Below are 22286 nucleotides of genomic sequence, written 5' to 3'. Positions count from 1 at the left end.
CTGAGCACGACCGGCGCTCACCGGTCGTCACAAACTGATGAATCCACCGCTCACGGCGTCAGGACAACCAACGCTTGCGGCGACGATAATGCTTGGTATCACGGAAGCTCTTGCGTCCTTCTCCGGATCCCACGCCAAGGTAGAACTCCTTGACGTCCGGGTTTTCACGCAACTGGGCGGCATCGCCGTACATGACGATACGGCCGTTTTCCAGGATGTAGCCGTAATCCGCATGGCGCAGAGCCACATTGGTGTTTTGCTCGGCCACCAGGAAGGTCACGCCCTCCTCCTTGCGCAGCTTGGAGACGATGTTGAAGATCTCCTCCACCAACTGCGGCGCCAGGCCCATGGACGGTTCGTCCAGCAGGATCATGCGCGGCTTCGCCATCATCGCCCGGCCCATGGCCAGCATTTGCTGCTCACCGCCGGAGGTGTAGCCGGCCACCGAACGGCGGCGCTCCTTGAGGCGGGGGAAATAGGTGTAGACCATTTCCATGTCGCGCTGCACCGCGGCGGCGCCGTCACGCCGGCCGTAGGCGCCGACCAGCAGGTTTTCTTCCACGCTCAGGTGTTCGAATACCCGGCGCCCTTCCATGACGTGCAGTACACCTCGGCGCACACGGTCGGCGGCGCTCAGGGTGTCGATGCGCTCGCCGTTGTAATGGATCGATCCACGGGTGATGTCACCGCGTTCCCCGGTTAGCAAACCGGAGATGGCTTTCAGGGTGGTGCTCTTACCGGCACCGTTACCGCCCAGCAGGGCAACGATGGACCCCGGCCCCACATCCAGGGATACCCCTTTGAGCACCAGTACCACGTGGTTGTACACAACTTCGATGTTATTAATGGAAAGCAGGGTCTGTTCGGCCTGTCGAGCCGTGGCTTGTTCCGCCATGTCGTTTTTCCTCTGTTCGGTCAGCGGTGCCGGAGTGTCTACTGCTCCGGCACCGCGCCGTTAGTCACAGGACCGTTAGTCGCAGGATTTGGGGGTGATGCCTTCCTGCTTGGCGTAGGCTTCCGCCGACGCTTTGTACATCGGGAACACCAGGTCCTTGTTCGGCTTGCGGAATTCAGTGACCTGCTCCCAGGCTTCGCCATTCCACTGCTGGATCAGCGCCATGCCGGGGCCCTCGTGGTCCAGACAGGTAATATGCACCGGCGGCATCAGGCCGCCCATACCCAGCTCCTTGGTGCGGGCCTCGGGGATATCCAGACTCTGCCACGCCTTCAGCGTTTCCTCGCGGGTGGAGGGCCGGCCTTTCTCGGACATTTCCTGAGCCTGACGCCAGGCTTCGACGATATAACCGGCGTTGATCAGGCCGCGGTTATAGGCGATGGTGCCTTTGGCATCACCGGAACCGGCCGCCAGATCCTTGTCGTAGACGTGCTTTTTCAGTTCCTGGTAGATCGGGTAATCGGCACCGGGACCGTGGAAGGTAACCGCCTTATAGCCCTTGGCGTCTTCTCCCGCCGGTTTCACCGCATCGTCCTGGGCGGCGTAGATACCGCCAATCATGCGGCTGACGTCGATGCCCATGGAAGAGGCGGTACGGATGGCGGTGGGGTTCATCACGCCCCAGCCGAACAGGGAGATCCAGTCCGGTTTGATGCGGCGCACCTGAGTCCACACCGTGCGCTGCTCCACACCCGGCGGAGAGATCGGCATTTCGTGCAGAGTGAAGCCGTACTTCTCAGCATAGTGGCGCAGCACGCCCAGCGGCTCCTTACCATAGGCGGAATCGTGATAGGCATGGACGATATCCTTGCCTTTCAGGTTTTCCCAGCCGCCTTCCTGCTCGGCGATGTAGTCCATCACCACGGTGGTGCTGGACCAGTAGGTGGTGGGCACCATGAAGACATTATCCAGCACCGGGCCATAAGCGGCATCGGCGCGGCCATAGCCCATGGTGCTCATGGTGATGCCGTCCGCCCGGGTACGCGGAATCAGCGCATAGGTGATCCCGGTGGACAACGGCGCCACCACGGTGGCGCCGCCGTGGCGGTCCTTGAGACGTTCATAGCATTCCACGCCCCGGTCATTGGCATAACCGGTTTCACACTCCTCAAGACGAATTTTCACGCCGTTGATACCGCCGTCGCGCTCATTGATCAATGTCACGTAATCGGCGAAGCCATCAGCAAAACCGATGCCGCTGGGCGCGAAGGGACCGGTGCGGTACACCAGGCTTGGCAGGTACTGCTCCTTGGCCTCCTGCGCCTGCGCGGAGATCGCGCCGGTCAGGCCGATGCAGGCACTCAGCCCCATCAGCGCCGCTTTCCTCAACATTGTTGTTTTCATGATCGTCCTCCAAGGGGGCAAGCCCCCGACCCTTGATTGTTATTTCATTGTCCGCCCGACCGGGCGATTCTTCCTGTTACAGCCTTTTCCGCCACCGTCGTGATCAATAGGGGAACGGCCAAAGCCGCAGTTTCTGTTTGGCGATGCTCCACAAACGAGCCATGCCATGGGGCTCCACGATCAGGAAGAAGATGATCAGGGAGCCAAAGATGAACACTTCAATGTAGCTGATCATGGCGGTGCTCAATGGCAGCCCCAGAGCGCTGGGAATGATATTGAGGAAGATCGGCACCAGTACCACGAAGGCGGCGCCAAGGAAGCAGCCCAGAATCGACCCCAGACCGCCGATGATCACCATGAACAACACGTCGAAGGAAGTGTAGATATTGAACGCATCCGCCTCCAACTGGCCGAGGTACAGGAACGCCCAGAGCACACCGGCGATGCCGATGAAGAACGAGCTCACCGCGAACGCCTTCAGTTTGGTGGGCATGGGCCGGATACCGATAATCTCCGCCGCCACGTCCATATCGCGGATCGCCATCCATTTGCGGCCCGTGGCGCTGCGTACCAGGTTCTTGGCCAGCAGTGCCATCACCACCAGGATAATCAGCGACAGATAGTAGCGGTCGGTAACCGTTTCGATGCTCCAGCCGAACATGTGGAAATCCGGTGCCGAGATCACCCCGGAAGCGCTGTAGTTATTGAACCAGGGACGCTGTAGCAGCCAAACCAGGAAGAACTGCGCCGCCAGCGTGGTCACCGCCAGATAGAACCCTTTGATGCGCAATGCCGGCAGGCCGAACAGCACCCCGGCGCCGGAGGTAATCAACCCCGCCAGCACGAAGATCACCGGCATCGGCAAGTCGGTGCGGATCGCCAGGTTCCAGGCGGCGAACGCGCCCACCGCCATGAAGCCGCCGGTGCCCAGGGATATCTGCCCGCAATAGCCCACCAGGATGTTGAGCCCGATGGCCGCCAATGAGTAAATCAGAAACGGCAGCAGCAACGAGTTCATCACATAGTTGGACGCGGTGAACGGAATCACCAGGAACGCCACCAGCAGCACCAGGATCAGGAAAATACGGTCCTGGCGCAGCGGCAGGATCGCCTGGTCCGCCTGATAGGTCTTTTTGAACTGTCCGGATTCGCGATAAATCATGCGGTCAGATCCTTTCGATAATTTTTTCGCCAAACAGGCCTTCCGGCCGCCATACCATGAACGCCATGGCAATGATGTACGCGAACCAGCTGTCGATGCCGCCGCCGATGATCGGTCCCAGATAGACCTCCGCCAGAGCTTCGCCGGCGCCGATGATGAGGCCGGCGACGATGGCACCCGGGATCGACGTGAGTCCACCCAGCAACAGCACCGGCAGCGCCTTGAACGCCACGTCCACCATCACTGGCTGCACCCCCAGGGCGCCGCCCCAGACGATGCCGGCGACCACCGCCACCAGCCCGGCGATGGACCACACCACCACCCACACCGTGCTCAGCTTGATGCCCACCGACTGTGCCGCCTGGTGATCATCCGCCACCGCTCTCAATACCCGTCCCATACGGGTCTTCTGCGAGAAAAACACCAGCCCCACCACCAGCGCGGCGACGATGGCGGCGGTGATCAGGTCATAGCTCTGCAGCAGCATGTCACCGAGAAAGATCGGATCGGAGGGGATACCCACGTCCAGCGTACGCGACCGGCTGCCCCAGAAAATCTCGGCGAAGCCGATCAGGGCGAAGAAAATACCGATGGTGGACATGAACAGGATGATCGGTTCCTGGTTCACCATCGGGCGCAATACCACCCTCTCGATGACCCAGGCCACGCCGATCATGATCACCAGGGTGATCGGGATCGCCAGCCAGTACGGCAAGCCCCAGTCGTTGTGCATGCCGCCCATGAACATGGCGGCGAACAGGACCATCGCCGCCTGGGCGAAGTTGAAGATGCCGGAGGCCTTGAAGATAAGAACGAAGCCCAGCGCCACCAATGCGTACATCACCCCGGCCAGCAAGCCGCCGATGAGAACTTCCAGAAAAAACATCATGGCTATGCGCTCTCCTGTTCCTGAACACCCAGATAAGCCTCGATCACCTTGGGATCGTTGCTCACCTCCCTGGGCGTGCCCTCGCCGATCTTCTCACCGTGATCCAGCACCACGATGCGATCGGACAGGTCCATCACCACGCCGATATCGTGCTCGATCAGGCAAATAGTGGTGCCGTACTCATCATTGACGTCGAGAATGAAACGGGCCATGTCCTGTTTTTCTTCCAGGTTCATGCCCGCCATGGGCTCGTCCAGCAGCAGCAGTTCCGGCTCCGCCGCCAGTGCCCGGCCCAGTTCCACCCGCTTTTGCAGGCCGTAGGGTAAGGTGCCCACCGGGGTCTTGCGCACATGCTGCAGATTGAGAAAGTCGATGATCTCCTCGCAGAAGCGCCGGTGTTCCAGCTCCTCGCGGCGGGCGCGGCCAAACCAGAAGGCGTTCTCCAGCAACGAGGCCTTGGTCTTCAGATGCCGGCCGGTCATGATGTTGTCCAGCGTCGACATGCCCTTGAACAACGCAATGTTCTGAAAGGTCCGGGCGATGCCCTGACTGGCGGTCACGTAGGGCCGCATATGCTTACGCGGCTGACCTTTGTAGGTCAGGGTCCCGGAAGTGGGATGATAAAAACCGTTGATGCAGTTGAGCATCGACGACTTGCCCGCTCCGTTGGGACCGATAATGGAAAAAATCTGCCCCTTGCGGATTTCAAAGCCCACGTCATGCAGGGCACGGACCCCGCCGAAACGCAGCTCCACATTTTCCACTTTGAGCAGTACTTCCGACTCCTGCTCGCGTGGCGTCAGATCGGAAACCGTTGCCACCATGGTTCACCCCGCCTTGCTGAGCTGCTGATAGGTACTGGCGTCACTGATCGACAGCGTGGAACGCAGTTGACCGGTGCTGCCATCCTCGTAAGTCACCCGGACATCAACGTCCACCCTCTCATCACCGCCGTAAAGCGCCGAAATCAGCGGCTCATAACGCTCGGCGATGATGCGCCGGCGCACCTTGCGGGTACGGGTGATTTCGCCGTCGTCCGGGTCCAGCTCCTTGTGCAGGATGAGAAAACGGTGAATCTGGATCGATGCCATTTCCGGATCCTCGGACAGATCCCGGTTGACCGCTTCCACCTCTTCTCTGATCAGCTGGTACACCTCTTCGCGCCCGGCCAGGTCCATATAGCCGGTGAACGAGATGTTGCGCCGTTCCGCCCAGTTGCTCAGCGCTTCGAAGTCGATGTTGATGAACGCGGTGACATAATCCCGTTGATGACCAAACGCCACCGCTTCCTTGATGTGCGGGTGGAACTTCAGTTTGTTCTCGACGAACTTGGGACTGAACAGGGTGCCGCCATTGAGACGCCCCACATCCTTGGCCCGGTCGATAATGCGCAGATGGCCATCCTCGGTGAACATGCCGGCATCGCCGCTGTGCACCCAGCCATCCTCGGTCTTGGTTTCACGGGTGGCTTCTTCGTTCTTGTAGTAACCCATGAAGACACCCGGGCTGCGGAACAACACCTCGCCGTTTTCGTCCAGCCGCACTTCCACGCCTTCCGCCGGCGGCCCGACGGTATCCGGGCGCACGTCGTTGTCCTTCTGCAGGCACAGGTACACGGAACATTCTGTCTGCCCATACAGCTGTTTAAGGTTGATGCCCAGGGCGCGGAAGAAGTCGAAGATGTCCGGACCCAGCGCTTCACCAGCGGTATAGGCCAGACGAATACGGCTGAAGCCGAGCACATTACGCAGCGGTCCGTAGACCAACACGTTACCCAGGGCGTAATGCAACCGCTCGAACAACGACACCGATTTGCCTTCCAGAAGACGCACGCCAACCTTGCGGGACACCTTCATGAAATGTTGGAACATGATCTGCTTGAGACGGCTGGCGTTCTCCATTCTCACCATCACATTGGTGATCAGGTTTTCCCAGATCCGCGGCGGCGCGAAGAAGTAAGTAGGCCCGATTTCGCGCAGATCGGTCATTACCGTTTCCGGGGATTCCGGGCAGTTGAAGCAGAAGCCGGAGATCAGACTCTCGCCGTAAGTGATGAAGTGATCGCCCACCCACGCCATCGGCAGATAGGCCAGGGTTTCGTCTTTCTCGGTGATGTTGTCGAACTTCACCGCCAGCTTGCCGGTCTCGATCAGATTGTCATAGCTGAGCATGACCCCCTTGGGCCGGCCGGTGGTACCGGACGTGTAGACGATGATGGACAGGTCCGGCCCTTGTCCCAGGGCCGCTTCGCGAGCGAAGAAATCACTGTTCTCACGGGCGTAGGCGCGGCCTTTTTCCTGCACCCCGGTCAGTTCGTGCAGAAACGGTTCCGGGTAGTTGCGCAGGCCCCGCGGATCGTCATAAACCATGGTCTCCAGACTCGGCACCTGGCTTTTGATGTCCAGCACCTTGTCCACTTGCTCCTGGTTTTCCACCACCGCGAAGCGGACCTCCGCATGGTGCAGCACATACTGCATTTCGTCGCCGACCGAATCCTGATACAGCGGCACCGGAATGGCGCCCATGGCCTGTACCGCGGCCACCGACCAATACAGTTGCGGCCGATTGTCGCCGATCACCGCCACCCGGTCGCCGCGCTGCAGCCCGAGCGCCTTCAGCCCCCCGGCCAGGGCTTCCACCTCCTTGTACACCTGGCGCCAGGTCCAGGTCTGCCAGATGCCCAGATCCTTTTCCCGCATGGCATCCACATTCGGCCGATGCTCGGCGTTATGAATCAGCAGTTTGGGAAATGTGTCCAGTTCATTGACCGACATGGCGGAAACCTCCCTTTTTTCTCATACCAAACCGAAGGTTGGTCACGGTGAAACAGGGGGTTGCCACGGAGATTCCGGTGCGGCTCGGACAGGCTCGGGAAGCGATGACGGAGCAGGGCCGGACAAGGGAATAACAGGAAATCGCGGTGCTCATGGCAGCCGTGGCACGTTCAATAGACCTACTGACGCCACCAGTGCCCGCCAAACGAGGGATACACGTCAAGGCTCTCACCTCCAGCTTTTGCGTGGCCGCTCGGACCACGACGTTATTGTTATTAACCGTTCTTATACTTACTCTTTTCTGTTTCAGGCTACCCGCCTGACGGCCTTTTGCAAGCGGTCCGCACAACGGCGTCCGCGGGATCATCCAGGGCCGGCGCATCAGCGCATGACCATCTATATCATCGACTGGCTGCACCAAGCTGTCGTTTCCGCGACAATCTGGGAAAGAAGCTCTTTTTCAGACCGGAGTACGGGATTACAACACCATGTCCGTCAAAGATCATAGCGATGACATCACCACCTCCCACAGCGACGTGGAGAGCATGCTGCGCGACTCGATCTGGGCCCAGAACCTGGATTCCGTGGCACTGGATCACGTGCGCAGTCAGATCACCGAGCGGGAGGTGGGCCCGGGGGAGTATGTCTGTCATCAAGGTTACCCGGCGGACCATTGGATCGGCGTGATTCAGGGGCTGGTGAAGCTCAGTGTGCTGTCGCCGGAAGGCAAGGCGATCACCCTTACCGGGGTCAATGCCGGCGGGTGGTTCGGAGAAGGCTCATTACTCAAGGACGAGCCCCGCCGCTATGATGGTATCGCGGTGGGCCAGACCCGGGTGGCTTTGATGCCCCGCGTCACTTTCACCTGGTTACTGGACAACAGCATCGCCTTCAACCGTTTCCTGCTGCGACAACTGAACGAGCGCCTCGGCCTGTTCATCTCCATGGTCAGCTTCGATCGCATGCTGCGCCCCGAGGCCCGGGTGGCCCGCTGCCTGGCCACGCTGTTCAATTCCTACCTCTACCCCAATGGCTCCCTGAGCCTGAAGGTCTCCCAGGAAGATGTGGCGCAACTGTGTGGTATGTCACGCCAGCGCGCCAATCAGGCCCTGCGCGAGCTGGAAGCCAACGGCCTGCTGAAAGTGGAATACGGCCGCATCAACATCCAGGACCTGGAAGCACTGCGGGACTATGGGGAATAGGGAAAGCAGGTAATAGTTAATAGTGAACAGTTAACAGCGAAAACCCTGGAACGGCCCCGTAAGGGGTAATGCTTTGACCTTCTCTATTAACTGTTCACTACTCACTTTTCACTGATTTTTCCCGGTGGCTGGAAGCCGAATCCGGAGAAGGCGCGGGCGAGGCCGGGTTTTTCCGGCGCCGTGGCCCAGCTGAGGAAGGCGCCGGAGGACACCGTCGGCAGGGGCACCTCCCCCACCACCTGTACCACCCGCCGGGCAATGGCGTCGCCGGAGTCGATCCAGTGCACGGGTCCTGGCGCCACGGCGGCCAGGGATTCCCGCAGCAGCGGGAAATGCGTGCAGCCGAGCACCACCGTATCCAGCCTGGCAATCGCCGCCAGAGGCGCCAGACACTCGGCGAGCACCCGTGCGTCCAGCGGCTCCCCGGCCAGCCAGCGTTCCGCCTGGGCCACCAGCGGGTCGGCGGCGACGCGCGCCACGGTACAGTGGCCAGCGAATTCCTCGATCAGACGGTCGGTGTAGGGACGCGTCACGGTGGCGGTGGTGGCCAGCAAGGCAATGACTCCGGTGCGGCTCAGTTGCGCCGCCGGTTTGATCGCCGGCACCGTCCCCACCACCGGAATCGCCAGCCGTTCACGTAACGCCTCCAGCGCCAGAGTACTGGCGGTATTGCAGGCCACCACCAGCACCCGGGCGTCACTGGCCGCCACCGCCGCCACGCAGACGTCGACGATCCGGTGCAGCAGCCAGGAATCCGGCTTGGTACCGTAGGGCAAGGCGGCGTTGTCACAGACATAAGCCAGCGGCAGGCCCGGCACCTGTTGGCGCAGGGCGGTCACCACCGACAGACCGCCGACACCGGAATCGAACACCAACACCGGGCGGCTCACAGCACCACCCGCAGCCACAGCCACCACAGCCAGTGCTTTTGCCCGGCCAGGAAGCGCCTGGCGGCGTTGGCCACCCGTTCCTGACCGCGCAGGCGCCACCAGTGGCGACGCACCAGACGCAGACGTATCGCCGGATCGATCTCGTCACTGTCCAGCAGCCACTCCAGCGCGAAACCGAACAGCCCGCCGCGCCGCGGATCGCGGCGTAGCCGCTCCAGGTTAGCAAGCAGTTCATCGCCGGATACGCCGGCCAGCGCCTGGGCCCGGGCCCAGACGACCACCACGGCGTCGGGCATGTCGGGGTCGGCCAGCCAGTCCGGAACCGACCGCCACAGCGCCTGGCGGGCATCGGCGCCGGCGGCCGCCACCCATGCCAGCGGCTCCAGCAGCAACCAGTTGTTATCGCGCCAGTCCCGGACCACGCTTTGATACAACGGCCAGGCCGCGTCCAGCTCAGCGGACTCCAGCGCCAGCCGCAACTGCCGGGCGCGCACGAACACATTGCCCTCGTCGACCAGGATGCGGGTCATCAGTTCCCGCGCCCGTTCGGGGTGCCCGCTGTCCATATAGTGGTCCAGCAGCGTCAGTTGAATATAGGTGTCGGAATAGTCCCGCGCCAGGGCCCGCTCCAGGTAATCGGACACTTCCTCCTCGATGGCCCGCCGGGCGTCGCCTTCGGTCACCTCCAGCATCAGTTCGGCGGCTTCCACCAGGGCACCGGCATGCCCCGGCTGCAGTGCCACCAACTGGCGGCTGGCGTGCAGACAGGGTTCCACTTCACCGGCGTCCTTGTACCAGGTGGCCAGCAGACGCCAGCCACGGGAGAATGCCGGATCATCGCGCAGCACCTGATCCCGCATCATGCTGATGGCGGTGTCGCGATCGCCCTGCTGATGACGCAGCCAGGCGGTGAAGCCCAGCACCTCGGTGGGCGGCGGCCCGCGCCAGTAGTCCCGTGACAGTAGCGGCTCGATCTCCTTTTCCCGGCCGATCCGGTGCAGCACCTCGCATTGGTCGATCACCAGAGAGGGGTCGTGGGGGCGCAGCGCCCGTGCCCGTTCGATGAACGCCAGTTCCTGATCCTGCTCGTCGGTGAGCATATAGCAGTGGCGCCACAAATCAGCGTTACTCTCCTGCTCGTTGGCGAGACGTTCCGCCAGCGCCAGTGCCTCGCCACGGCGATCGGTTTCCCGCGCCCATTCACCCAGCTTGTCCCAGCCCCAATGGTAATCCGGGGTCTCGGCCAGGGCACGGACCATGGTGTCGAAGGCCTCCTCGCGCTGCCCGCGCCGCCACAGCAGATCGGACTTGTAGCCCAATAGCAGGCCTTCCCGGGGCAAGCGCCGCAAGGCGCGGTCGATGTGTCCTTCGGAGGCATCGAAGTCGCCCCGCACTTCCAGCACATCGGACAGGGAAATGACCGCCTGCACCCAGTCCGGCGATTGCCGCAGACACTCGGTCAGGTCGGCCTCGGCCCCTTCGGTGTCGTCCGCCAGCAAGCGCAAACGACCGCTTTCCAGCCACAGGCGCGGGATCAGCGGGAACCGCCGGCAGCCCTCCTGAATGCACTCCAGGGCGCGGTCCAGATGGCGTACATCGCGATGAAAATGGGCGGCGGCGAGCCAGCTCTGCCACAGGTCCGGACGCTCCGCGATGACCTGATCCACGAACGCCGCCACCTCCTCATCCGTGAGGAAACGGCGGGCCAGCGCCACGAACGCTTGCACACCGTCACCGAAGGTCACTTGTTCCAGTAATTGCCGATGAATGAAGCCCAGCGCCTCGCGCTTGGCGGCCACGTCCGGATAACACTCCAGCAAGCCGTGAAAGGCATCCGGCCGATCCACGCTGGCCCGGATAGCGGCACGGAAGGCCTGTGCCGCGGCGTCGTTGTCCTGGGCCAGCAGATGGGCGCGCGCGCTGATCACCAGAGCCCGATGGTCGTCCGGGGCTTCCGCCAGCACCCTGCTGGCGAAACGCAGGGCCTGAGCGTAATCGCCGCGCTCCAGGGCACAATCGGCCATGGCCTGGGCCACCCGGCTGTCGTCCCCGGCCTGCGCCGCCAACGCCTCCAGTTGCGGCCAGCGTTGACTGGGCGGCAGTGCCTCGAGGAAGTCGAGCTTGACGCCGCGAATACCGTAATCATGGGGATTCAGGCTGCCCTGGCGGTCGATGAACGCCAGTGCCGCCTCCAGGCTGTCGTCGCGCCGCAGTTGCCCGGCAACGAAGCGCAGCGCGCCGGTGTGGAACGGCCGCAGCGCCAGCAGCGCCCGGAAGTGAACACTCGCCTGCTCCAAGTCTCCGGCCTGGCGGGCGATATCCCCCTCGAACTCCAGCACCATCGCTTCCGGCAGATCGGCGCGGCGCTGGGCCAGTAACGCCCGGGCGCGTTCCAGATCGGAGCGGCTCTGATAGAAAATCAGCGCTTCATTGACCAGCCACACGTTGCGCGGATGCTCGTTCAGCGCCTGCTCGAACACCTCCGCGGCTTCGCGGCTCAAATCCAGTTGCTCCAGCATCAACGCCAGCGTCACCCGGGCGTCGGCGGACAACGGTCCAAGCCGGTCGGCGCGGCGGCGCAACCAGTCCAGAGCCTGGTCGGTCTGGCGCAGAAAGCGGGCCGCCTTGAAGTAGCTCTGGGCGTAGCGCTCCACCTTGTCTTCCAGGCAGGCACACAACCGATACAGTTCAAACGCCTGCTCGCGTTTGCCCTCGTCCCAGTTGAGCCCGGCCAGGGAATAGAGGGCGGTGGCTCGGGTCGGCTCCAAGCGCAACAAGCGCTCCAGCCATTGGTGGGTTTCCTCCGCCACCCGATAGTCGTGGCGCAGGGCATGGACCAGCGTCTGGATCAGCAGCGGATGGCTGTGGCCCGCCTCCAGCTGCTCACGCAGGTAGGTACGCTGCTCCTGGAAACGGCCCAGCTCACCAAGCATATCGGCCCGTGAAGCGATCAGGTTGAGGTCTTCCGGATAGCGTTCCAGCAGCGCATCCAGGGTCTTCAATGAGGCCGGCGCGTCGTGGTCATAGGCGGCCAGGCTGCGCTCTCCCCACAGCACCAGGCGGTGCTCGGCGCCTTCCTGGCGCAACTGTTCCAGCGCCGTCACCGCCGCCGGCCGGTCGTGCCGCTCCAGCGCCAGTTGCAGATCATGGTAGTGGTCGTACAGACGTGCCGCCGGCAGCTCAATGCCTTCCAGCCGCCCGGCCTGATCCGATGGCACCACCACCATGCAGCGCGGGCCAGTGGCGGCGTAGCGTTTGGCGGCACCGTCCATCAGCATTTCGCTGATCAGCGGCGAGAACGGATCACGGATTTTGTACACGCCCTTGCGCAAGTCGTAACCGACAATGGCCTGCATATGGGCGCTGCCCGGCTCCACCGTGGACAGCGCCACCGGCACGCCCCGATCCACCAGGGCACGAATGATGTCGTGATCCATTTCGAATTCACGCACATGCCAGCCCAGTTCGCTGATCCAGCGCCGCTCGGTGGAAGCCGGCGTGCCGTCGTAGCAAATCTGTTCCGCCACCTCCAGGTGGTCGAACTGGTGCCCCCAATAGCGGGCCAGGGCCACGAAAGTGGCGGGCGCGCAGGTCATGTGATGCTGGCGCACGAAGGCCACCGGCAACAACGCCTCCGCCGGCTGGTCACGACGTTCACGTAGGCGCTCGCGGACACTGACCACGAACGGATCCTTCAGCTCGTCGGCGGCCTGCAGCGCCTGATCCAGCTCACCGCGCTCATAGTGCAGCTCGAACTCCCGGTAGACCAGTTCCCGGTCCACGGTGCCCGGCAGTTCCGGCACCAGGGAGCGGGCTCTTTGCAGCGCTTCAGCGGCGGCGTCGCGCTCGCCATTTTCCAGCAATAGATCATAGAGACGCAGACACAGCTCCACCGATTCCATGCGGGGGGCATGCTTGGCCAGCAACGCCACGGCGTCGTCCCGCTGGTCCAGCAGCAACAGCAATTCGGCCCCGGCGGCCACCACCGGACGCGGTGGCGCGGGTGACGCCAGCCACGGCTCCAATACCGCCATGGCCTCCGGATAACGGTCTTCCCGCTGCAAAATAACGGCGTGCTCGAGCGCCAACCAGGAGGAATCCGGATGCAGGGCCAGGGCCCGTTCGAGGAACTCGTGGCTGCGTTCCCAATCGCGGTAGATGCTGTAAAGCGTAGCGAAATGACCCAGCCACAGCCCTTGCAGATGGGGGTCGTCCTCGCACAGAATCTCGCCGTGTTGCTGAATGAAGCGCAGCGCCGCCCAGGGCCCGCGCCGGCCGAGCAATTGAAAACCGCGATAATAGCGCTGGCGCGGCCGCTCCGGTGCGCCGCGCCAGGCGCGCTGCATCAGCGCCAGGGCGGTACGGGAGCGGCCCAGATGGTTCAGCGTGCGGCCGCCCAGCAATTGCAATTCCGGGTCTCGCCATTGAGCCGGTTCACCGTGTTCGCGACGCAAAATATCGAAGGTCTGCCGGTACAGCCCCTGTTGGTACTTTTGGCGCGCTTGCCACAACGCATCCGTGGTTTCGGTGACTCCCTGCTGCACGCTCCCCTCCCCTTGCCTTTAAAAAAGAGGGACATGTTAGCCGTGCGAGACAAGAACCGCACCGTATGCGGCGGTTCGTTGTGGGAACGTGGTCTCAGATTTGGCGCGCGACCACTCCGGCGGGCCCTGTCTGGTCGGCTTCCAGCCACCGCGCCAGACGCGCCACCACCGCCGCCGGCCGTCGTGCCCAGCGAAAATGGTCCGCCTTGTCATTCAATTCGCCAGCGCTCAGCACCTGCTCTTCCGGGCGATGACGCTGAAAGCGCCTTAACACCGAATCCACCGCGATGGCGGAGGCGAAAGGGTCATTCTCCATACGCAACATCAAGGCGGGGCCGGTGTAGTCCGCCAGGGCCTGATCCACCCGGCGGTCATCGGCGCCGACCCGATAACGATTGGTCAGCGCCAGGTGACGCCAGTCGCTCATCACACCACGCGCCTCGCGCCCCCCGAAACCGAGGCGGTCACCGGGGTAATAGCCAAACAGCAAGTGGCACAACGGAATCAGGCGGGTGAGCCGTTGCACCCGGCGGCGGTCCGCTTCCTGATAAGCGGAGATCCAGGGGCTGCCGCAGGCGCACATGACGATACCCTCGAAACGCTGCGGGTAGAGACCCGCGCACATCGCCGCATAGTGGCCGCCAAGGCTGTGGCCGAACAGGTAAACCGGCTGCCGCGGCGCCTCCTTCGCGATCCAGTCCAGCACCGCCGGCACGTCGTCCTCGACGACGTCACGAAAACCCCAGTTATGCCGTCTTGAGGGACGCAGAGCACTGCTGCCCAGGCCCCGCTGCTCCATCAGCGCCACCGACCAGCCGCGCGCGGCCAGCTCCGCCACCAGTTTGTCGTAGAAGGGCGCGGCCACGCCGAGAGCGCCCATGACCAGAAAGACCGGGCCACCACCAGCCACCCAGGTGACCGGCACCGCATAGCCTTTCCCGTTATCGATGTGTACCGACCGTGCTTCGTTCATCCCCTTTCTCCCCACGCCGGGAGAGGGCCTCCTCAGCGCGCTTCGATTTTCGTCTTGCCGCAACGCTGGCACCGGTAGAGGGTGACCAGTCGCCCCTGTTTGGAATCAAAGGTGGTGTCCTTCGCCACCACCCATAGAGCCTGTTTACGATCTATTCGCCACCGCGTTGCTGCTGGAAAAGCCGCCAGACGGCGTCGCGGACTGCAGGCTTTGGTGGGCCAAAGGCAAAGGCCGGGGCGTCGTCTGGCGGCTTTTCCAGCGCAACCCGAAGGGCCGGGCCCCTTTTGCCGCCAGATCGCGATTACGCTTGTTTATGTAGATTGACTACACCGCACAATCGAAATCACGACCTGACGACAAAATGAACTCCGGCGCGGCGGTGAATAGATCGTAAACAGGCTCTTGAAAGCCGTGGCAGCACAGACTTTTGTTGGCGACTTTCTTTTTCGCCGGTTTCGTGAAGGGCAGGATATCGGCCATGGCCGGGCCTCGTGAGGTTAGAGCCCCTCAGCATAGCCGCCCCGCTCACCACGCAACAGCCGCCAACATCGCCGCCATCACCAGTTCCAGCAGCAGAAACCGCGCCGGCCATTTCGGCAGGACCCGGTCCACCGCCCAGGAAACCAGACGCCCCGCCGCCATCCCCAACAACGCCACCGCCACCGTGACGGTAATGCCGTCGCGCCAGAGCGGCGACACCCAGGCCACCAGCAAAAGTATGGCGATGGCGATGCCGAAACCGCCATACACCGCACGCACTTCGTTGCGCATCGGCGCCGTCAAGGCATGAACGTCGAAATACGCCAGCACCATTGGCGGGCGGGCCAGAGCGACAAGCCCCATTACCAGAAACACCATCGCCACCGGAAGCAGTAACAGAATCATGGCGGATCCTCCGTGAACGGGGCGGCGCCAGGACGCCGCCCCAGGACATCATGCGTGCGCCGGCTGCCGCAGGCCCCGCCACTGGCACCACACGCAGAAAGCGGTGATCAGCACCAGGTCCGCCAGCAGCAATTGACCGATATTGGAGAGCCAGGGCGCCGCCACCAGCATCACCACCGGCATCGCCACGACAAAAGCGGCGTCCGCCAGGGTCAACAATCGCGCCAGCAGACGCGGAATCGGCCGGCGAGTGGCGACCCAGGCCAGATCCACCGCCAACACCAGCAGCACGGCACCAGCGGCGGTGGCCAGCCACACCGGGATAGCGCCGGCATGAGCGCCGGCCAGACCGGCGAAGAAGGCGCCGGCGGTAACCAGGGGAACGCCGAACACGGCGCAGACAATGGCATTGAACAGCAGTGCGGATTTCAAGGATTGCCAGGGCATGATCATTCTCCTTCGTGGTTTCTGATAGAGTCAGAATCCCCGCCAGGGGTAATCAAAACAATTACCTCGGAGGTAATCACATGCAGGCAGGCACGATACTGGCGGACTGGCGCCGCACTCGACGCATCAGCCAACTGGAACTGGCCAATAACGCCGGCGTTTCCAGCCGCCATCTCAGTTTCGTCGAAAATGGCCGCTCCCGCCCGAGCGCGGACATGCTCAAACGGCTGGCCGGGGCGCTGGATCTGAGCCTCAGGGAAACCAATTACCTGCTCACCGCCGCCGGCCATCCGCCGGCCTTTGGCGAAACCCGCCTGGACGAGGCCGCCATGGCCCCGGTGCGGCAGGCGCTGAATCTGATGCTGGAGAACCACCTGCCCTATCCGGCGGTGGTGCTGGACGCGCACTGGAACCTGCTGCTGGCCAATCCGGCTCAGCACCGTATCGTGGCGGCCATGGTGGCGGAGCGCGGCCCGCTGCCGGAAACCACCAATATCATGGAACTGGCATTTCATCCCGACGGCTTCCGCCCGTTCATCGAGAACTGGCCGGTGGTGGCATCGTTCCTGCTGCGCCATCTGCGCCGCGATCTGCATGCGCGACCAGACCCGGCACTGCACCGCCTGCACCGTCGTCTGGCGACGCTGGCCGATCTCAGCCGGATTCCGGTGGACATGCCAGTGAGTACGGACCCGATGCTGACACTGGTGCTGAACATCGGCGGGCAACGTCTGAACGCCTTCTCCACCCTGGCCAGTTTCGGCACCGCGGTGGACGTGGTGATGGAGGAGTTGCGCATAGAACAATATTTCCCCGCCGATGAGGCGACGGCGCGGTGGTTCAGGACACAGGCGGGCGAGAACGGCGGTGGTTGATTCGTTTTTCACCGACACGCATCGAAGCCGGCGCCACAAACCCGTATAATCGCCCGCCCCCGCAACCATCCAGGCGATCGCATATCCATGACCGAATTTGTTCCCGGGCAACGCTGGCTAAGTGAATCCGAAACCGAGCTGGGTCTCGGCGTGATCAAGGAGGTGGACTACCGCCTGGTCACCGTGCACTACCCGGCGGTGGAAGAAGAGCGGACCTACGCCAAAAATAACGCGCCGCTGTCCCGGGTCACCTTCGATGTGGGCGAGACCCTGACCACCGACGACGGCCTGGAACTGAAAGTTCAGGCGGTCAATGACCTCAACGGGCTGCTGGTCTATCACGCCCATCCGGTGGATCAGCCGGACAATGTGCAGCCGGTACCCGAGTCCCATCTCGGCCATCAATTGGCCCTCAATGGTGCTCAGGAACGCCTGCTGGCCAACCAGCTGTCTTCCAATCGCTGGTTCGAACTGCGCATCAAGGCACTGCAGGCCAAGGCCCAGAGCGAACGGTCTCCCCTGCAGGGGCTGCGTGGCGCCCGTATCGATCTGATCGGCCATCAGCTGTATATCGCCGAGCAGGTGGCGCGCCGCTACGCACCGCGGGTGTTGCTGGCCGATGAGGTGGGGTTGGGAAAAACCATCGAGGCGGGCCTGATTCTGCATCAGCAACTTTATACCGGGCGCGCGCAGCGAGTGCTGGTGGTGGTGCCCGATGCCCTGGTGCATCAGTGGTTCGTGGAAATGGCACGGCGCTTCAATCTGCGCTTCAGCATTTTCGATGAAAGCCGCCTGGAGGCGCTCGGTGCCTCCAGCGCCGCCAGCATCAAGAACATGCTGGCGGATATCATCGCCGAGGAAACCGGTCAGGAGTCGGCCACCCAGGACAATCCGTTTCTGTCCGAACAACTGGTCCTGTGCAGCACCACCTTCCTGGAAGGCTGCGACATCGATCTGCTGGCGGAGGCGGAATGGGATCTGCTGGTGGTGGACGAAGCCCACCACCTGGCCTGGAGCCCGGAACAGCCCTCCACGGCTTATAGCCGGGTGGAACAGGTGTCACGTCAGGCCCGTGGTCTGCTGTTGCTCACCGCCACACCGGAGCAGTTGGGTCTGGAAAGCCACTTTGCCCGCCTGCGCCTGCTGGACCCGGACCGCTACCCGAGCCTGGACGCCTTCATCGAGGAACAACAGCAGTATCGGCAGGTGGCGGAACTGGCCGGCGCCCTGCATGACGAACCCAACTGGTCGGCGTCACTGCGCGAAAGTGCCGCCCACTGGCTGCCCGGCGAAGACATCGACGAAAGCCGCCGTGACGCCATTCTTGGCGAATTGCTGGACCGCTTCGGGCCTGGCCGGGTGATGTTCCGCAACACCCGGCACAATGTGGCCGGCTTCCCGGAGCGGCGGGTTCAGGGTTACCCGCTGCCCTTGCCGGAGGCCTATCGCCTCGACGAGGACGAGGATCTGGAGCTGGCGCTGTACCCGGAAACCGCTTACCGGGACGACCGCTGGTGCGCGGAGGATCCGCGCACCGACTGGCTGGAGCAGTTCCTCAAGCAGCATCGTGGTGAAAAAGTGCTGGTGATCTGCGCGCATCGCAATACCGCCATCGACCTGCACGCCCACTGCGGCTACAAGCTGGGGCTGAATCTGGCGGTGTTCCATGAGGACATGGATCTGATCGAGCGGGACCGCGCCGCCGCCTTTTTCGCCGACGAAGTGGACGGCGCCCAGGCCCTGATCTGCTCCGAGATCGGTTCCGAAGGCCGTAACTTCCAGTTCGCCCATCATCTGGTGCTGCTCGATCTGCCGCGCAATCCGGACTTGCTGGAGCAACGCATCGGTCGCCTGGACCGCATCGGCCAGACCGACACCATTCAGATTCACGTGCCGCATTTCCAGGCCCACGCCCAGCAAGTCCTGTTCCGCTGGTACCACGAAGGCATGGGCGCGTTCGAGCACACCAATCCCGCCGGTCACGAGATAGGCCAGCGCTGCGGGGAAGCCCTGGAACAGGCCTTGCGCGCCCCGGACGATGACACCAAGGTCTCCGCCCTGCTGGCGCAAACCCGGGAGGTCACCGATGAACTGCGCCAACGCCTGGAGGAAGGCCGGGACCGCCTGCTGGAAATGGCATCCTGCGATCGTGAACAGGCCGACGGCTTGCGCGACCAACTGGCCCAGGAAGATGAGCAAACGCCCATGGCGTTCCTCGGCGAGGTGTTCGAACACTACGGCGTCGATCAGGAAGACCACTCCGAACACGCCTGGGTTCTGAAGCCGGCGCCGCATTTGCGCGAACCCTTCCCCGGTCTGCCGGAAGAAGGCATCACCGTCACCGACCAGCGCGGCACCGCCATCGCCCGGGACGACATGCAGTTCCTGACCTGGGAACACCCGATGGTCACCGGCGTGCTGGACCGCTTGCTCACCGAAACCCGAGGCAAGGCCTCGGTGGCGCTGCTCAAGAACCCCAAAATCCCCGCTGGCACCCTGCTGGTGGAAACCATCTATACAGTGTCGTGCAGCGCTCCCCGGCATCTGCAGCTGGACCGCTTCCTGCCCACCGTGACGATCCGCCATCTGCTTGATCCCAAAGGGCGTGATCTGTCCCAGGCCATCGACTTCCCGGGCCTGTGCCGGCAGTGCCACAAGCTGGAAAAACCGCTGGCCCGCAAAGTGGTTGGCAGCCAGAAGGCGCTACTCGAAAAGCTGCTGCGCGCCAATGAATCACGGGCCAGGGAAGCAGCAGAAGAGCATATCAACAGCGCCCGCGAAGCGATGAACCGCCATCAGCAAGCGGAGCTGGCCCGGCTCAAGGCACTCCGCGAGAAGAACCCGGCGGTGCGTGACGAAGAGATCGAGTTCCTGGAAACGCAGACCCGGGCCCTGGCCGCTTATCTGGACCAGGCGCGGGTGCAATTGGAAGCGGTCCGTGTGATCGTTGCCGGAAACTGAGTTAAGGAGTGCCGGAATGAGCTATCTGCCCTGTGTGGAAATCGAACCGCCGCAGCCCGCTGAAACCAGCGTGATCTGGTTGCACGGCCTGGGTGCCAGCGGCCATGACTTCGAGCCGGTGGTACCGGAGCTGGCACGCAAGAGCACCCGTTTCGTATTTCCGCACGCACCGCAAATTCCGGTGACCGTCAACGGCGGCATGGTCATGCCGGCCTGGTACGACATCATCAGCCTGGGCGGCGGCGGGCCGATCGACGAGGACGGCATCCGCCGCTCGGCGGCCCGGATCGACGCCCTGATCGAACGTGAGATCGAGCGCGGCATTCCCGCCGAACGCATTGTTGTGGCCGGCTTTTCCCAGGGCGGCGCGGTGGCCTATGAGGTGGCTCTGCGCCATCCGGCACGGCTGGCCGGCCTGATGGCCTTGTCCACGTACTTCGCCACCGCCGACAGCATCCAATTCAGCGATGCCAATCAGGCCCTGCCGATCTTCATCGCCCACGGTACTTTCGATCCCATGGTGCCCGAGGAAGGCGGCCGCCGGGCGGCGGAAACGCTGACCGCCAAAGGTTACTCCACGGACTACAAAACCTACCCCATGGAGCACGCGGTGTGTCTGGAGGAGATCCAGGACATCGCCGCGTTCCTGCATAGCGTGCTCGACTGACCACCGCTGCCCCACCGTTGTGGGTCAGGCCCTGCTTACACGTTGATTCGCCGCCAAGGCAGCTTCCCACAGCGGCTCAGTCGGTAAACACCTCATCGAACAGGTCGTCCATGGCGGCAAACGCCCGCCGCGCCACCTTGGCGTTGTATTCGCTGGTGCCCGGGTTGCTGGCGTTGGGATCGGTGAAGGAGTGCACCGCCCCACCGTAATTGATAAAGGTCCAGTCGGCGCCGGCGTTGTCCATCTCCACCTTGAAGGCGGCGATCGCTTCGGCGCTGACCATGGGGTCGTCGGCGCCGTTCATCACCAGCACCGGCCCGCGGATCGGACCGCTTTGCTCCGGCTCCGGCGTCTCCAGCAGGCCGTGGAACGACGCCGCCGCCCGGATGTGGGCGCCATCGCGGGCCAACTCCAAAGCGCAGGCACCACCGAAACAGAAACCGAACACCGCCACCCGGTCCTCGGCCACGCCCAGTTTGCCCGCCTCCTCGCGCAACACAGCCAGCGCCGCCCGCAACCGGGCACGCAGCGCGGCGTTGTCGTTGCGGATCGCGCCCATGGCCTCCGCTGCTTCCCCTGCGCTGGCGGGGCGCACCTCCACACCGTAGGGATCAAGGACCAGAATGACATTGCGCTCTCCGACTCGTTCCCGAGCCAGCTTCTCGGCGGCATCGCTGACACCGTAAAAGTTCGGCGCCATCAGCAGGGCCCGGTCAGGCTTACCCTCCGCCGGATACAGCAGCCGCCCTTCGAAGGGGGCTCCGTTCACCTCATAGGACACGGTCCGCACTTCAACTTCCGACATATTCCTCTCCCGTCATATCAAACGGCGCGATAACACCGTGGCAAAGATAAAATCTCGTAATCCCGGGCTCTGGCACACTTTCTCGAACGCCATCCGGCTCTATATTGGAGAAACGAACATTGCACAGAATCCACAAGGAGGACGCAACCATGGGCCGCAAACTGATTACAACACTGGCTGTGGGCGCCCTGTTGGTCACCGGCGCGGCGCAGGCGGATCCGCCCCCCTGGGCCGGGAACGGCAACAAGCACAACGGCAAACCCCATAAGGTGGAAAAACGGATCGAGTACCATAACGATCGTGACTGGCGCGACTACCGCTTCTCCCGGGATGAGCGGGACCGGCTTGGCCGCTTTTATCAGCGCTACCCTTCCCATTCGGATCTGCCGCCGGGACTGCGCAAGAAGCTGGCCCGCACCGGCGAACTGCCGCCGGGATGGCGCAAGAAACTGCAGTCCGGACACCGCCTGTCCGATGATCTCCGCCGGTTCGGCTACCGCCTGCCCAACAGCTACTACGGAGACGGCTATCGCGGTGGCTACGGCTACTCCGATTATGTCATCGACAATGAGGTGGTTCGTGTCCTGGACGCCACCCAGACCATCATCGACATCTTCCAGTTGACCCGCTAACGAAACCACGGAGGGAACCCCTGCTCTTCTCCGGCGTCACATTGAAGGTGCGACTTTGGAACCACCGACACGGATAATCAGGAGTTCCCATGCCCAGATTGGCGATTCAAGGCCTGCTGGCGATCACCGCCACGCTCTGGCTGTCCCAACCCACCCTGGCCCGGGTGGAGAGCAGCGATATCGACCCACCGTCGGTGGAAACCCTGGAACCGGGCGCCGCCTCGGCCACCGAAACCCCGCCCGGAGAAAGCGAAGAGGAAAAATTCTGAATTTGGAGGTTT

Annotated in this window: 19 protein-coding genes; 6 read left to right on the top strand and 13 right to left on the bottom strand. The window is 63.1% G+C overall.

The genetic code is table 11. The features are described 5' to 3' along the window. Positions 1-58: 58 nt before the first annotated feature. From CRO06_RS18620 to CRO06_RS18595, 6 genes are all read right to left on the bottom strand, one after another. On the bottom strand, positions 59-895 hold the full coding sequence (locus tag CRO06_RS18620) for an ABC transporter ATP-binding protein (protein ID WP_097059118.1): 837 nt from the start codon (positions 893-895) through the stop codon (positions 59-61). A 75-nt stretch (positions 896-970) separates the two neighbouring features. Continuing rightward, positions 971-2299, bottom strand: a complete 1329-nt coding sequence (locus CRO06_RS18615) for an ABC transporter substrate-binding protein (RefSeq protein ID WP_082439136.1) — start codon at positions 2297-2299, stop codon at positions 971-973. A gap of 103 nt (positions 2300-2402) precedes the next feature. Next, positions 2403-3461, bottom strand: coding sequence for a branched-chain amino acid ABC transporter permease (locus CRO06_RS18610; protein ID WP_022995309.1), 1059 nt, complete (start codon positions 3459-3461; stop codon positions 2403-2405). Positions 3462-3465: 4 nt separating this feature from the next. Next, positions 3466-4350 carry a branched-chain amino acid ABC transporter permease gene (locus tag CRO06_RS18605; RefSeq protein WP_022995308.1) on the bottom strand — a complete coding sequence of 295 codons (885 nt, stop codon included), beginning with the start codon at positions 4348-4350 and terminating at the stop codon, positions 3466-3468. Positions 4351-4352: 2 nt separating this feature from the next. Further along, positions 4353-5174 carry an ABC transporter ATP-binding protein gene (locus tag CRO06_RS18600; protein ID WP_097059117.1) on the bottom strand — a complete coding sequence of 274 codons (822 nt, stop codon included), beginning with the start codon at positions 5172-5174 and terminating at the stop codon, positions 4353-4355. Positions 5175-5177: 3 nt separating this feature from the next. Next, positions 5178-7124: an AMP-binding protein gene (locus CRO06_RS18595; protein ID WP_022995306.1), complete on the bottom strand. Its 1947-nt coding sequence runs from the start codon at positions 7122-7124 to the stop codon at positions 5178-5180. A 488-nt stretch (positions 7125-7612) separates the two neighbouring features. Between CRO06_RS18595 and CRO06_RS18590 the strand changes: the two genes are divergently transcribed. Continuing rightward, entirely contained in the window at positions 7613-8326 is a 714-nt protein-coding gene (locus CRO06_RS18590; RefSeq protein ID WP_097059116.1) for a Crp/Fnr family transcriptional regulator, read from the top strand. Positions 8327-8427: 101 nt separating this feature from the next. On the opposite strand, the gene murI is transcribed toward CRO06_RS18590, so the two are convergent. From murI to CRO06_RS18565, 6 genes are all read right to left on the bottom strand, one after another. Next, on the bottom strand, positions 8428-9216 hold the full coding sequence (gene murI / locus CRO06_RS18585) for a glutamate racemase (RefSeq protein WP_097059115.1): 789 nt from the start codon (positions 9214-9216) through the stop codon (positions 8428-8430). Further along, positions 9213-13760: a tetratricopeptide repeat protein gene (locus CRO06_RS18580; protein ID WP_097059114.1), complete on the bottom strand. Its 4548-nt coding sequence runs from the start codon at positions 13758-13760 to the stop codon at positions 9213-9215. Before CRO06_RS18580 ends, murI begins: the two co-directional genes overlap by 4 nt. A gap of 94 nt (positions 13761-13854) precedes the next feature. Beyond that, complete coding sequence (locus tag CRO06_RS18575; protein WP_097059113.1) at positions 13855-14733, bottom strand: alpha/beta hydrolase family protein; 879 nt, start codon at positions 14731-14733, stop codon at positions 13855-13857. A 324-nt stretch (positions 14734-15057) separates the two neighbouring features. Next, a complete protein-coding gene (locus CRO06_RS20110) occupies positions 15058-15213 on the bottom strand; it encodes a hypothetical protein (RefSeq protein WP_179746658.1) in 156 nt (51 codons plus the stop codon). Positions 15214-15258: 45 nt separating this feature from the next. Then, positions 15259-15618: a DUF4345 family protein gene (locus CRO06_RS18570; RefSeq protein WP_097059112.1), complete on the bottom strand. Its 360-nt coding sequence runs from the start codon at positions 15616-15618 to the stop codon at positions 15259-15261. A 48-nt stretch (positions 15619-15666) separates the two neighbouring features. Beyond that, positions 15667-16065, bottom strand: a complete 399-nt coding sequence (locus CRO06_RS18565) for a hypothetical protein (protein WP_022995299.1) — start codon at positions 16063-16065, stop codon at positions 15667-15669. A gap of 80 nt (positions 16066-16145) precedes the next feature. Between CRO06_RS18565 and CRO06_RS18560 the strand changes: the two genes are divergently transcribed. From CRO06_RS18560 to CRO06_RS18550, 3 genes are all read left to right on the top strand, one after another. Beyond that, positions 16146-16940 (top strand): helix-turn-helix domain-containing protein, encoded by a 795-nt coding sequence (locus tag CRO06_RS18560; RefSeq protein WP_022995298.1) that lies wholly within the window; start codon positions 16146-16148, stop codon positions 16938-16940. 87 nt (positions 16941-17027) lie between these two features. Beyond that, a complete protein-coding gene (gene rapA / locus CRO06_RS18555) occupies positions 17028-19901 on the top strand; it encodes an RNA polymerase-associated protein RapA (protein WP_097059111.1) in 2874 nt (957 codons plus the stop codon). 16 nt (positions 19902-19917) lie between these two features. Beyond that, positions 19918-20568 carry an alpha/beta hydrolase gene (locus tag CRO06_RS18550; RefSeq protein ID WP_022995296.1) on the top strand — a complete coding sequence of 217 codons (651 nt, stop codon included), beginning with the start codon at positions 19918-19920 and terminating at the stop codon, positions 20566-20568. A 76-nt stretch (positions 20569-20644) separates the two neighbouring features. On the opposite strand, the gene CRO06_RS18545 is transcribed toward CRO06_RS18550, so the two are convergent. Continuing rightward, on the bottom strand, positions 20645-21373 hold the full coding sequence (locus tag CRO06_RS18545) for a dienelactone hydrolase family protein (RefSeq protein ID WP_097059110.1): 729 nt from the start codon (positions 21371-21373) through the stop codon (positions 20645-20647). Positions 21374-21522: 149 nt separating this feature from the next. On the opposite strand from CRO06_RS18545, the gene CRO06_RS18540 reads away from it, so the two are divergent. Both CRO06_RS18540 and CRO06_RS18535 read left to right on the top strand, forming a co-directional pair. After that, positions 21523-22005, top strand: a complete 483-nt coding sequence (locus tag CRO06_RS18540; RefSeq protein WP_022995294.1) for a hypothetical protein — start codon at positions 21523-21525, stop codon at positions 22003-22005. A gap of 89 nt (positions 22006-22094) precedes the next feature. Beyond that, positions 22095-22274, top strand: a complete 180-nt coding sequence (locus CRO06_RS18535) for a hypothetical protein (protein ID WP_022995293.1) — start codon at positions 22095-22097, stop codon at positions 22272-22274. The last annotated feature ends 12 nt before the right edge of the window (positions 22275-22286 follow it).

The organism is Alloalcanivorax xenomutans (assembly GCF_900217905.1).
Taxonomy (GTDB): domain Bacteria; phylum Pseudomonadota; class Gammaproteobacteria; order Pseudomonadales; family Alcanivoracaceae; genus Alloalcanivorax; species Alloalcanivorax xenomutans.
Note: the sequence above shows the minus strand (reverse complement) of the source record. Positions and strands in the feature narration are given on the sequence as shown.

Bases quoted from the DNA above. Each gene is read 5' to 3' on its own strand.
- CRO06_RS18620 (WP_097059118.1), bottom strand. From the start codon at position 895: ATGGCGGAACAAGCCACGGCTCGACAGGCCGAACAGACCCTGCTTTCC.
- CRO06_RS18615 (WP_082439136.1), bottom strand. From the start codon at position 2,299: ATGAAAACAACAATGTTGAGGAAAGCGGCGCTGATGGGGCTGAGTGCC.
- CRO06_RS18610 (WP_022995309.1), bottom strand. From the start codon at position 3,461: ATGATTTATCGCGAATCCGGACAGTTCAAAAAGACCTATCAGGCGGAC.
- CRO06_RS18605 (WP_022995308.1), bottom strand. From the start codon at position 4,350: ATGATGTTTTTTCTGGAAGTTCTCATCGGCGGCTTGCTGGCCGGGGTG.
- CRO06_RS18600 (WP_097059117.1), bottom strand. From the start codon at position 5,174: ATGGTGGCAACGGTTTCCGATCTGACGCCACGCGAGCAGGAGTCGGAA.
- CRO06_RS18595 (WP_022995306.1), bottom strand. From the start codon at position 7,124: ATGTCGGTCAATGAACTGGACACATTTCCCAAACTGCTGATTCATAAC.
- CRO06_RS18590 (WP_097059116.1), top strand. From the start codon at position 7,613: ATGTCCGTCAAAGATCATAGCGATGACATCACCACCTCCCACAGCGAC.
- CRO06_RS18575 (WP_097059113.1), bottom strand. From the start codon at position 14,733: ATGAACGAAGCACGGTCGGTACACATCGATAACGGGAAAGGCTATGCG.
- CRO06_RS20110 (WP_179746658.1), bottom strand. From the start codon at position 15,213: ATGGCCGATATCCTGCCCTTCACGAAACCGGCGAAAAAGAAAGTCGCC.
- CRO06_RS18570 (WP_097059112.1), bottom strand. From the start codon at position 15,618: ATGATTCTGTTACTGCTTCCGGTGGCGATGGTGTTTCTGGTAATGGGG.
- CRO06_RS18565 (WP_022995299.1), bottom strand. From the start codon at position 16,065: ATGCCCTGGCAATCCTTGAAATCCGCACTGCTGTTCAATGCCATTGTC.
- CRO06_RS18560 (WP_022995298.1), top strand. From the start codon at position 16,146: ATGCAGGCAGGCACGATACTGGCGGACTGGCGCCGCACTCGACGCATC.
- rapA (WP_097059111.1), top strand. From the start codon at position 17,028: ATGACCGAATTTGTTCCCGGGCAACGCTGGCTAAGTGAATCCGAAACC.
- CRO06_RS18550 (WP_022995296.1), top strand. From the start codon at position 19,918: ATGAGCTATCTGCCCTGTGTGGAAATCGAACCGCCGCAGCCCGCTGAA.
- CRO06_RS18545 (WP_097059110.1), bottom strand. From the start codon at position 21,373: ATGTCGGAAGTTGAAGTGCGGACCGTGTCCTATGAGGTGAACGGAGCC.
- CRO06_RS18540 (WP_022995294.1), top strand. From the start codon at position 21,523: ATGGGCCGCAAACTGATTACAACACTGGCTGTGGGCGCCCTGTTGGTC.
- CRO06_RS18535 (WP_022995293.1), top strand. From the start codon at position 22,095: ATGCCCAGATTGGCGATTCAAGGCCTGCTGGCGATCACCGCCACGCTC.